Source organism: Pseudomonas cucumis, assembly GCF_030687935.1.
Taxonomy (GTDB): Bacteria; Pseudomonadota; Gammaproteobacteria; order Pseudomonadales; family Pseudomonadaceae; genus Aquipseudomonas; species Aquipseudomonas cucumis.
Window position 1 is genome coordinate 3,950,422 of record NZ_CP117454.1, and the last position, 10,811, is coordinate 3,961,232.

Below are 10,811 nucleotides of genomic sequence, written 5' to 3' on the forward strand. Positions count from 1 at the left end.
CTTCGCAGCCGAACGCAGCCTTCGGCAGCTGCTACAGATTGCGTTACCGCCTGACAAAACCTGCCAACACGACTAACCAATCAGCGCCATCAACTGTTGACGCTGCGCATCCGTCAGCATCGGGCCGAAACCTGCACCGGCGTTTTCCGCCATGTAGCGCGGGTTGCTCGTGCCGGGAATGACACACGTCACCGCCGGATGAGCCAACAGGAACTTGAGCGCCAGTTGTGCCCAGCTGTTGACCCCCACTTGCGCGGCCCATCCCGGCAGCGGTGTGCCTTTCAATCGCGCGAGCAAATCGCCGCCGCCGAAAGGCCGATTACAGATCACCGCGACACCGCGCTCGCGGCACAGCGGCAAGATTCGTTTCTCGACGCCACGGTCGTCCAGGGCATAGTTGATCTGCAAAAAGTCCATCGGCTCGGCTTTCAACACGGCCTCCACTTCGTCGTAGGCCGACGCCGTGTAATGGGTGATGCCGATGTAGCGGATGCGCCCTTCTGCCTTCCATTGGCGCAGGGTGGGCAAGTGGGTTTTCCAGTCCAGCAGGTTGTGAATCTGCATCAGATCGATACGGTCGGTCTGCAACAACTTGAACGACTGTTCCATCTGCGCGATGCCTTCTTCGCGCCCACGGGTCCAGACCTTGGTGGCCAGAAACGCAGGCGAACGAGGCCGATGGATCGACAACAATTCACCGGTCGTCTGCTCGGCGCGACCATACATCGGTGAGCTGTCGATCACCGTGCCGCCCTTCTCGAACAACGCCCTGAGTACCGCAGGCAGTTGCTTGTAAGCGGCGTCGGAAGGCGCGACATCAAAGCCGCGATAGGTGCCCAACCCGACCATGGGTAACGGCTCATTGCTGGAAGGAATGGCTCGGGTCAGCATGTTCTTGCCTCCTGTTTCCGTCGACGGCGCCGATGCAGCAAAGGCCGGATCGAAGGTGAAGACCGCCGAAACACCGGCAGCCAGCGTGAGTAGTCTTCTACGCGTGAAGACAGCAGGATCGGTCATGGAATTCCCCCTGGCTGTTCATTCATGGTCGCCCTTTGTTCTTGTCGTCTGGCCAGCCACAGACATAACCAGCCCCATAGCCCGGCAAACGGCACGATCATCACCGCCACCAGAGCAAAGCCTGCGCCCAGTGCCGTCAACCCGGCGGAGAGCCAGCCACTGGCGGCATCACCGCCGCGATACACCAGGGTTTCGATCACATTCTTGGCCTTGTACTTTTCCTCGCGGCTCACCACCGTCCACAGCACTTCTCGCGCCGGGCGCACGATGGCGAACTCAACGGCACGGCGCAGCCCCTGCGCCAGCGCAACGGTTGTTGGCACGGGTGCCAGGGCCATGGCGCTAAATGCCACGATCGTCGCCAACGGCAACGCCACCAGCGCCCCACCGATACCGATCAGTCGGATCAACGGCGCTGTCAGCAGCAGTTGAAATAGCAACGTCAGCGCCGACACGATCAAATCGACGAAGGCGAAGAATTGCGTCCTGCTGGCCACATCAGCATAGCTGCCAGCGACAATCCGTCCCTGTTCGAAATACAGCAAGGTCGCCGCGCTGGTGTGCAACAACATGAACAGCACCAGCCCCATCAGATAGCGCGAGCGCAGGATCAGCGTGACCCCGGCCAGCATGCTGCCGCCCATGCGCCGCTCATCCAGCCAGCGGCTGCCGGACCGCGACGCTGTGCGCGACAACAACGCCCGATAGCAACGCACCGCGCATTCCAACAGCACGGCCGCCGCGACGGTCAATGCCATCGGCCCAAGACGGGTGGCCATGGTCGCGGCCAGCAATGGCCCGATGAACGTGCCCAGGGTTCCACCCGCGGCAATAAAGCCGAACAACCGTCGCCCCTGCTCGCTGGAAAAGCGGTCGACCAGCACGCTCCAGAAAATCGAAACGATGAACAGGTTGTAGATGCTGATCCAGACGAAAAACACCCGTCCCACTGTCACCGGCGCAATGCGCTGAGCGATCAACACGCCAAACACCAGCATCGACAAGGCAATCAAGCGATAGATCAACGGCACGAAACGCGTGGCAGGCAGCCGCGAAACCAGCGCGCCGAACAGCGGCACCATCAGCAGCATCACCACGAACGTGGCGGTGAACAGCCATTGCAACTTGTCGGCACCGCCCTCAAGGCCCAAGGCGTCGCGCAACGGTCGCACCAGGTAATAACTGGCGAGCACGCAGAAATGGAAGGCGAAACCCAACATCAGGGCCGTTCGTTCGGACGGCAGAACCTTGACCCACTTCAGCGCGCCGGTGGCCGTCATGGCGCAGCGCCCGGATACAAGCGTCGAACCTCAGGCATCGGTGCGCTCCCCGTACGGCAACTATCGATGTACTACACTCTGACAGCGCTCAAACGATAGCCGTCGTCAGGCCAGAGCAGTCCATGTCGTCCACTAAACTTAGCCGAATGTCGCGCACCCTGATGTCTCTCTTCGCATTCATTGCCATTGCGTACCTGGTGCTCTGCGCGGCGCTGTTCGTGTTTCAGCGCGCCCTGATCTACTACCCGCAACCCCGCGCCATCGACGCGCCCGAAACACTGCTGACGCTGCAAGTCGCCGATGCGCAAGTGCTGGTGACCGTCAGGCCGCACGACGGCCCGAAGGCGTTGATCTACTTTGGTGGCAATGCCGAGGACGTTTCCCGCAGCCTGCCCGACTTTTCGCAGGCCTTTGCGGATCATGCGATCTATTTGCTGCATTACCGAGGCTACGGTGGCAGTTCCGGGTCGCCGTCCGAGGAGGCGATTCAGCAAGATGCCATGACCTTGTTCGACATGGTCTACAACACCCATCCTCAGATCGCCGTGGTCGGGCGCAGCCTGGGTTCGGGCGTCGCCGTGCGCCTCGCCAGCCAACGCCCGGCCTCGCGGCTGATCCTGATCACGCCCTACAACAGCCTTGAAGACCTGGCTGCCCGCCAGTTCCGCTGGTTCCCGGTGAAGTGGCTGCTTCAGGACAGATTCGAATCCTGGAAATACGCCGCTCACATCACCGTACCGACGCTGTTGATTGCCGCCGAGCACGACGAAGTCATACCGCGCTCAAGTACGGAAAAGCTCTACACGAATTTCGCCAAGGGCGTGGCCTCTATGCAGGTGATACCGGGCACGGGCCACAACTCGATATCCGAGAGTCCGCAGTACCTCAAGCTGCTGGGTTCCGCGTTGTGAGGGCCGGTAGCACGGTCACAAAAACGACATGATTGCTTAACGTTTTTTTTACAACTCCGCAGGCACGTTATGCGTGTCTGCAGGCGCGGCTGCTCATGATGAGCGCCGCGCAGACTTCTGACAGAACAATGGAGCAAGAGGCATGGAGCCAACGATGGTATCGACCCAAACACATACGCTGATCAGCACGCACTCAGGGGTGATTGTCATGCAAAGGCCTCCTTTGCGCAGGGCGGGGATTAGTCGCGCACAGGCGCGAGCCTCATGACGGTTTTGGTCACGGGCGCCGCCGGTTTCATCGGGTATCACACCGTCAAGCGTTTGTGTCGGGAAGGCCTTGAAGTGGTCGGTATCGACAATCTCAACGACTACTACAGCGTGGAACTCAAGCATGCACGGCTCAAGGAGTTGGAATCCTTGCCGGGCTTTCGTTTCCAGACCCTGGACATCGTCGACAAAACGGCCTTGATGGCGTTGTTCGAAGACCATGCTTTCAGCGAGGTTGTGCACTTGGCGGCCCAGGCGGGCGTTCGCTATTCACTGGACAACCCAGACGTCTATGCGCAGTCGAATCTGGTGGGTTTTCTCAATGTGCTGGAAGCCTGTCGGCATCACCGCCCCGCGCATCTGATCTATGCCTCGAGCAGCTCGGTATACGGCACCAACAGCAAAATGCCGTTCAGCGTCGAAGACAGCGTCGACCATCCCATTTCACTGTATGCCGCCACTAAACGAGCCAATGAGCTGCTGGCGCACAGCTACTGCCACCTCTATGGCCTGAAGGCCAGCGGCCTGCGCTTTTTTACCGTTTACGGGCCTTGGGGGCGCCCCGACATGGCGCTGTTCAAGTTTACCGAGGCGATCATCAAAGGCTTGCCGATCGACATCTATAACCATGGCCAGATGTCGCGCGACTTCACTTACATCGACGACATCGTCGAAAGCATCGCTCGCCTGCGCTCAAAACCACCGGTACCGAACGGGCCAGAGGATGGCGTAAACCGAATCTTCAACATAGGCCGTGGCCAGCCGGTGCCACTGCTGGAATTCGTCGATTGTCTGGAAGCGGCATTGGGCATCAAGGCCCAGCGCAACTTTCTGCCGCTACAGGCGGGCGATGTGGTCAAGACCTGGGCCGATGTTTCGGCATTGGCCGAATGGGTCGATTTCCGCCCTCAGGTGACTGTTGAAACAGGCGTGGCGGAATTTGTGAAGTGGTATCGCCACTTCTATCAGATATGAAACGTGAGCCCTTGATAATAAAAGACCAAGGAGCAAGGGGGACTCTATGAGCCAAGACATTTTTGTATCTGTATTGATTCCAGCAAAAAACGAAGCGAACAACCTCAAACCTTTACTTGAGGAAATCCGCACCGCACTGGCCGATGAGGCTTACGAAATCATTGTCGTGGACGATGGCAGTACCGATTCCACCTTGCACGAACTGCGGCAGATGAAAAACAGTGGCCTGAGTGAATTGCGCATCCTGCGCCATGAGCGTTCGCTGGGGCAAAGCACCTCGCTCTACCATGCGGCGCTCAATGCCCGGGGCCAATGGCTGGCGACACTCGACGGCGACGGTCAAAACGACCCCGCGGACATCCCCGGGATGTTGGCGCTGGTGCGTGGTGAACAGGGTCTGGTCGACGTTCAGTTGGTGGCCGGGCACCGGGTCAACCGCCGCGATACCGCCAGCAAGCGCTGGGCCTCGCGTTTCGCCAATGGCCTGCGCAGCCGCCTGCTCAAGGACGCCACCCCGGACACCGGCTGCGGGCTGAAACTGATCGAGCGTGCGGCGTTTCTGCGCTTGCCGTACTTCGACCATATGCATCGGTTCATTCCTGCGCTGATCCAGCGTCACAACGGCCGCATGATCGTCCATCCGGTCAATCACCGCCCCCGCACGGCCGGGGTGTCCAAATACGGCAACATCGACCGCGCCCTGGTGGGCATTCTCGACCTGTTCGGCGTTTGGTGGCTGATCAAGCGCACCCGGTTGAACACCAATGCACAGGAGATCGAAGGATGAACCTCTCCCGCGAAACCCTTTGGTTGGTGATCGGCTTCGGTGGCCAGATCGCCTTTACCGGTCGCTTCGTCTTGCAGTGGCTGTACAGCGAATACAAAAAACGCAGCGTGATCCCGGTGAGCTTCTGGTACCTGAGCATTGTCGGCAGCACCCTGCTGTTCGCTTACGCCATTTACCGGCAAGACCCGGTCTTCATCGTCGGTCAGGCCTTTGGCTCCATCGTCTATTTGCGCAACTTGCAATTGATTGCCCGCAGCAGACATTTAAAGGACTGAGCCATGCGCAAAACCCTGTCGCCCGGGATCGAATGCCTGGGCCTGATGCTGCTTGCCTTGCTGTTGATCGGCGCCGGGCTGGGGCTGCGTCAACCGCAGAATGTGGACGAGGAACGCTTCCTCGGCGTGGCCCTGGAAATGCTGCACAACGGCGCGTGGTTCATCCCTCACCGCGCCGCGGAAATATACGGCGATAAGCCGCCGATCTTTATGTGGACGGTGGCGTTCTTCGCGTGGCTCACCGGCCTGCCCGCCCTCGCCCTTTATATTCCGGGGCTTTTGTCGGCCGCGACGGTCACGGCCATGGTCTACGATCTGGGCCGCAGGCTATGGAATCAGCGCATCGGTCGGACGGCGGCGCTCTTGTACCTGGCCACGTATCAGACTTACAGCATCTTGCGTACCGGGCAGATCGACAGCTTTTTGATTCTGTTCACGTCGCTGGGCTTGTACGGGCTGGCGCGGCACCTGCTGCTCGGCCCGACGTGGCGCTGGTTTTATGTGGGCTGCGCCGCCATGGGCATTGGCGTGATCACCAAAGGGGTCGGCTTCGTCCCGGTCCTGATGCTGATTCCGTATGCCTATGCGGTACGCAAAGGCTGGCCCGGTGTGGTGGCCATGCCGGGCGAGGCGCGCAAGTGGTTCCTGGGCTTCCTGGTCGCCCTCGGCGCCATCGCAATCTGGCTGCTGCCCCTGGCGATTTCCATTGTGCTCAATGGCACTGCGGATGAAATCGCCTATGCGCGAGAAATCCTGCTACGCCAGACGGCGGCACGCTATGCCGCCGCGTGGGACCACCGCGAACCGTTCTGGTATTTCTTCGTCAACGTCATCCCGCAATATTGGCTGCCATTGGTGCTCGCCCTGCCGTGGCTGGTTCCGGCCTGGCACCGGCAACTGCGCAAACACGACGGTCGAGTGCTGGTGCTGCTGGGCTGGGTCGTGTTGGTGGTGCTGTTCTTCTGCCTGAGCAGCGGCAAGCGCAAGTTATACATCTATCCGGCGCTGCCAGGGCTGGTGCTGGTGGCAGCGCCGCTGATTCCATGGCTGCTCAAGCGCTGGTTCGGCAAACGCCCGCGTGGTCGGCGAACATTCCAGGCACTGGTAGTGACCTGGTTTGTCCTGTGGTTTGCCCGCGGCTTCATCGAGCCGATAAAGGACGGTCGCAACCCCCATGAAGCGCTCATGGCGCAGGCGGCGACCATGACCCACGGCGCCGATCTGGTATTGGTCGATTGGCGCGAGGGCCACTGGTTATTCGCCCGGCAGCCGATCGTGCATTTCGGAATGAAAGGCTCCTCCGTCGAACAAGCAGCGCAGTGGTTGCGCGACCACCGTGAGGCGTACGCCCTGGTGCCGGACGGAGTGTTGAGCCAGTGTTTCAATCCTGAAGCCGCCCATGAGCTGGGCGAAACGTCTCGTGCGCAATGGTCGATCGTCGGCGCCGATGCCGATAACGGCCGTTGCCATCCCGGGCTGCCACCCAAGGTCTATCGCTTCAGCTGGGACAAGGAAAAGTCATGAGCAAGGTATGGAAGCCGGGAATATTTTTCATTGCTGTACTGCTTGGCGCCTACGCGGTTTCTGCACATTTTATGGTCCACCGGCAGCTGTATGCGCACTGGCAAAACCTCTGGCATGGCAATCAGGCGCCGGACAAAAACATCTGGCTGCCGGACTATAAAGCCGTGATCCAGGCCAAGCCTATTGCGAGCGTCGACGATTTATCCGGTATCACCTATGACCCGGACCGAGATCGTCTGCTGGGGATCACCAATGGTGATTCCATGGAGATTGTCGCGCTGAACCGGAACGGTGATCTGCTCGAACGTTATCCGCTGATCGGGTTCCAGGACACAGAAGGCATTGCCTACTTGGGTAATGGGCGAGTGGTGATCGTCGATGAAGTGTTGCAGCGACTGTATGTCCTCACATTGCCGGACAACGCCGGCCCCATTCAGATGGAAAACGCCCAATTTGTCGCCATCGAGATCAACCTGAGCGAGCACAACAAGGGCTTTGAAGGCGTGGCCTATGATGCCGTGAATGATCGTATTTTCGCGATCAAGGAACGTGATCCGCGCCAACTGTATTCGGTCACCGGCATGCTGGCTTCCATCGACGGCTCGTTGCAGGTGCGCATCAAGGACTTGACGAACTGGATCGACCGCAGCGTCTTCGGCATGGATCTTTCCGAGGGTTACTATGATTCGAGGACCGGTCACTTGCTGGTACTGAGCGAACAGTCCTCCAACCTGACCGAACTCGACGGGAAAGGTAACTTCGTCAGCATCCGCTCCCTGCTCGGCCTGACGGATGATCTCGAAAAAACCATACCGCAAGCCGAAGGCATGACCATGGACACCGACGGCGAGCTTTACGTTGTGAGTGAGCCCAATCTGTTTTATCGGTTCACTAAGTCGAAGGTGGCTGTGGCGGAGGATCAGCGGAAGCGTTAATGGGTTTAGTGTTGGATGGGCCGGCCCCTTCGCGGGCAAGCGCGCTCCCACATTTAATCGGTGTTGGTCACAAATTTCGTGATCACAGTAGATCCAGTGTGGGAGCGGGCTTGCTCGCGAAGAGGCCCGCAAGAACACCCTCAGACAGACAGCCACCTCTCCTGAATCGCCATGCGCAGGTAAAACTCACGATCTTCCGGACGTTTGTCTTGGTTGAGAATGATCAGGTTTGGGGTCTTGGTTAATTGTCGCAGCAGTGCTGCGACAATTTGCATCGACCACCCCACTCCGCCGCGTCGATCTTTCGGTTATGTAAGCCCCAACCTGCCGTGATTACTGAATTGGGCAGCAACCTGCTACCCAATTCAATCGTGTCAGCACTGCTGTCACAATTACCCCCTCACGGATAACTAAACCCCTTAACCAACGTCAACTCCCCCACCGCCCGCATCGGCACCAGGAACGTTTCCATCTTTTCGTTCGGCGTCCCCTCTTCCGTAATCACCGTGATGTGCGCGGTGGTCAGCGCCTGTTGTGCCTCTTCCTGCCCTTCATCATCACCGCGATACCCGCCACCGTAGTAGTTCACGTACACCAGGTATTGCCCCTTGATCGGCGCGGGCATGGCGAAGATTTCCGGGCCGTAGCCGGTGGTGACGTCGACGTCGAGTGCGCCGCCGTTGGCTGCGACGCGGTCGCCGTACCAGATATGGCCGCCGTCAGGCGTGACGACATGCAGGTCGAGGTCGGTGCCGTCGCTGTCCCAGGCCAGCAACACTCGCAACTTGGCCGGGGTGGCGCCGCCGCTGGTGTTGAGGAATTGGGTGCGGTGGCGCTGTTGGCCATCGGGGCTGCGGACTTCAACGCTGTTGCTGCCGTTGGGGAATGAGAACGGGCGATCGTAGCGACCGGCGGGGTCGATTTTCAGCGGCATGCTGACGCCGTTGACGATCAGCTTGCCGGGCTCATTGCCCTTGGGCGCGGACTTGATCTGGCCGGTAATGCGAGCAGTGTTGGCCTGCCCCACCGGTGTGTTGACCGAGGAAGCCGGGTAATTAACCGTCTGACGAAAGCTTTCGCCTTCGCCTTCGGGCGCGCCCGTGCGCCAGCCGCCGACGGGCGTGTCGAGTTTGACCGTGCTATCGGCGGCGAACGTGGTCGGCCATACGCAAAAAGAACAAAGGAACAGGAGGACCTGTGGGTAACGGAGTTTCATGGCCTATTCCAGCAAGAGGTGGCGGGCGAGCCCTTCGATGTAGGTTTCATCCTGGCCGTTGGGGTGTGCTTCGAAGGCCAGGTGCAGGTATTCGTGAGTCAGGTCGAGGCGGTCTTGCAGCGATAGCACGCCGCGCACGTAAATGCGCTGGCGTTCGCGGTCGACAAAAGGACGGCCGAAGGCCAGGCGGCAGACGGCGAAGGTGCTGACTTCGTTGTAGCCAACCTCGCTTTCCAGCCGTGGACGCCAGCCGCGGCGTTGCTTTTGCAACCAGTCTTGCGCGGCGGGCAATGCGTCGCAGGAAGCGACGGGATTGTCCCAGCGGCTGAGGCTGGCGCGCGGATAAGCGTGCAGCAGGATGGCGTCGTAGCGTTGACCGGCATTGGCCTGTTCGACGGCTTGCAGCCAGGAGAGCTTGTCCGGCCCCGGTTGGTCAGAGTGATAGGTGACGTTGCTGCCGGCGAGGACCAGGTCGCTGGTCCACGCGGCGATGTTGCGCGACTCGGTCGCGGCCGGGCGTGGGGCGACGCGTTGTCGGCTGCTGCTGTCATCGATGCTCAGGCAATCGCCGTTGCGGGTAGCGTTTTGCAGCAGGTAGGTGCGGATCGCGACGCTCAAGGCTTTGGCGGCTTCGGCAGGTTCCGGTCTGGCTTCGCGCTGCAGGACGCGGGCGACGTATTCTTCGCGGTCCAGGCGGGCGACGAGTTTGTCCTTGAGCAAGAACAACTCGCCGTCGCTGTGGATATCGAGTTGATTGCCATTGGCGAACTCGACGCGATAGTCGCCTTGCAAGGGCCCGGGCGCTAACACGCGATCCCCCGACAGCACGCGTTTCAGCGGATAACGCGCGAACAGGCCGACCTCAACGCACTTCCCCGCCTCGGCGGGCCATGACGAAGGCAGCACCGTCGCCAGTGCCTGACCGTAATTGCGCAAGACCATTTGACTGGTGCCGCGCCCACCGGCCCAGATCGGTGTGCCGTCCGCCGTCCAGCCAGCAAATCCGCCCTGACGCGACGAAGGATCCTGATCCCCCAACCAGCTCCAGGTTTTCACCCGCAACCGGCCACCGAGTTCGCCCACGACATTGCCGTCAGCAGCATTCAGCACCACATCGAGCAACACCCGCCGCGCCTGATCCTGCGCCGGCATCACGGCCAATGCCTTCAACAACTCAGCCACCGAAACCCGGGTCTGCGGTTGCAACGACGGCAAGTCCAGCAACCACTTAGGCGCTTGTCTCGCCTGCCAATACTCGCGCCATTGCGCGCCAGCAATGCCCAGGCGCACAGGCTCAAAATACAACCCGCAAGACTTCACCAACGCCTGATCGCGCTCAATCCTGCCGCCCGCCGTGCAGCAATACACTTCTTCCTTCGATTGCCCGCGACACTCATAAGCAGGTTCACGCGCGCCGGTGTCTACCAGCCAACCGTAGACAAACAGCTTCCACAAACTGCCCAGTGGCGTCTGCAAATCAGCAGGCAATGGCTCACGGGAGATCACCTGCGTCTGGCTCAACGCAAGCAACTCACCCTTGAAGCCCAGGCGCAACGGCTCGTCCTGCGCTGTCGCCAGCGCAGGCATCAAACATAACAGCCACCAGACCAAACGCCGGGTCATG

10 protein-coding genes and 1 pseudogene are annotated in these 10,811 nt (G+C 60.2%); 6 read left to right on the plus strand and 5 right to left on the minus strand.

The features are described from left to right. Positions 1–72: 72 nt before the first annotated feature. Positions 73–891, minus strand: a complete 819-nt coding sequence (locus PSH97_RS17845) for an aldo/keto reductase (RefSeq protein WP_305449826.1) — start codon at positions 889–891, stop codon at positions 73–75. A gap of 122 nt (positions 892–1,013) precedes the next feature. Continuing rightward, positions 1,014–2,297, minus strand: a complete 1,284-nt coding sequence (locus PSH97_RS17850; RefSeq protein ID WP_305446072.1) for an NTP/NDP exchange transporter — start codon at positions 2,295–2,297, stop codon at positions 1,014–1,016. Between the two features lie 122 nt (positions 2,298–2,419). On the opposite strand from PSH97_RS17850, the gene PSH97_RS17855 reads away from it, so the two are divergent. The 6 genes from PSH97_RS17855 (at position 2,420) to PSH97_RS17880 (ending at position 7,971) form a co-directional block, all read left to right on the plus strand. Further along, positions 2,420–3,208, plus strand: a complete 789-nt coding sequence (locus tag PSH97_RS17855; protein ID WP_305446073.1) for an alpha/beta hydrolase — start codon at positions 2,420–2,422, stop codon at positions 3,206–3,208. 264 nt (positions 3,209–3,472) lie between these two features. Next, positions 3,473–4,450 (plus strand): NAD-dependent epimerase, encoded by a 978-nt coding sequence (locus PSH97_RS17860; protein ID WP_305446074.1) that lies wholly within the window; start codon positions 3,473–3,475, stop codon positions 4,448–4,450. Positions 4,451–4,496: 46 nt separating this feature from the next. Continuing rightward, entirely contained in the window at positions 4,497–5,237 is a 741-nt protein-coding gene (locus tag PSH97_RS17865) for a glycosyltransferase family 2 protein (RefSeq protein WP_305446075.1), read from the plus strand. Next, positions 5,234–5,512 (plus strand): lipid-A-disaccharide synthase N-terminal domain-containing protein, encoded by a 279-nt coding sequence (locus PSH97_RS17870; RefSeq protein ID WP_008008386.1) that lies wholly within the window; start codon positions 5,234–5,236, stop codon positions 5,510–5,512. Before PSH97_RS17865 ends, PSH97_RS17870 begins: the two co-directional genes overlap by 4 nt. 3 nt (positions 5,513–5,515) lie before the next feature. Continuing rightward, a complete protein-coding gene (locus tag PSH97_RS17875; protein ID WP_305446076.1) occupies positions 5,516–7,036 on the plus strand; it encodes an ArnT family glycosyltransferase in 1,521 nt (506 codons plus the stop codon). Continuing rightward, positions 7,033–7,971 (plus strand): SdiA-regulated domain-containing protein, encoded by a 939-nt coding sequence (locus tag PSH97_RS17880; protein ID WP_305446077.1) that lies wholly within the window; start codon positions 7,033–7,035, stop codon positions 7,969–7,971. The genes PSH97_RS17875 and PSH97_RS17880 overlap by 4 nt, the downstream gene beginning before the upstream one ends. A gap of 146 nt (positions 7,972–8,117) precedes the next feature. Here the strand turns inward: PSH97_RS17880 and PSH97_RS17885 are convergent. The 3 genes and pseudogenes from PSH97_RS17885 to PSH97_RS17895 all read right to left on the minus strand — a co-directional run. Next, positions 8,118–8,237: pseudogene (locus tag PSH97_RS17885) on the minus strand (PDDEXK nuclease domain-containing protein); the annotation flags it as partial. A 134-nt stretch (positions 8,238–8,371) separates the two neighbouring features. After that, on the minus strand, positions 8,372–9,187 hold the full coding sequence (locus PSH97_RS17890) for a YfaP family protein (RefSeq protein ID WP_305446078.1): 816 nt from the start codon (positions 9,185–9,187) through the stop codon (positions 8,372–8,374). A gap of 3 nt (positions 9,188–9,190) precedes the next feature. Continuing rightward, positions 9,191–10,810, minus strand: a complete 1,620-nt coding sequence (locus PSH97_RS17895) for a DUF2300 domain-containing protein (protein WP_305446079.1) — start codon at positions 10,808–10,810, stop codon at positions 9,191–9,193. Position 10,811: the final 1 nt, after the last annotated feature.

Coding starts and splice junctions, on each gene's coding strand:
- PSH97_RS17845 (WP_305449826.1), bottom strand. CDS start 891: ATGCTGACCCGAGCCATTCCTTCCAGCAATGAGCCGTTACCCATGGTC.
- PSH97_RS17850 (WP_305446072.1), bottom strand. CDS start 2,297: ATGACGGCCACCGGCGCGCTGAAGTGGGTCAAGGTTCTGCCGTCCGAA.
- PSH97_RS17855 (WP_305446073.1), top strand. CDS start 2,420: ATGTCGTCCACTAAACTTAGCCGAATGTCGCGCACCCTGATGTCTCTC.
- PSH97_RS17860 (WP_305446074.1), top strand. CDS start 3,473: ATGACGGTTTTGGTCACGGGCGCCGCCGGTTTCATCGGGTATCACACC.
- PSH97_RS17865 (WP_305446075.1), top strand. CDS start 4,497: ATGAGCCAAGACATTTTTGTATCTGTATTGATTCCAGCAAAAAACGAA.
- PSH97_RS17870 (WP_008008386.1), top strand. CDS start 5,234: ATGAACCTCTCCCGCGAAACCCTTTGGTTGGTGATCGGCTTCGGTGGC.
- PSH97_RS17875 (WP_305446076.1), top strand. CDS start 5,516: ATGCGCAAAACCCTGTCGCCCGGGATCGAATGCCTGGGCCTGATGCTG.
- PSH97_RS17880 (WP_305446077.1), top strand. CDS start 7,033: ATGAGCAAGGTATGGAAGCCGGGAATATTTTTCATTGCTGTACTGCTT.
- PSH97_RS17890 (WP_305446078.1), bottom strand. CDS start 9,187: ATGAAACTCCGTTACCCACAGGTCCTCCTGTTCCTTTGTTCTTTTTGC.
- PSH97_RS17895 (WP_305446079.1), bottom strand. CDS start 10,810: ATGACCCGGCGTTTGGTCTGGTGGCTGTTATGTTTGATGCCTGCGCTG.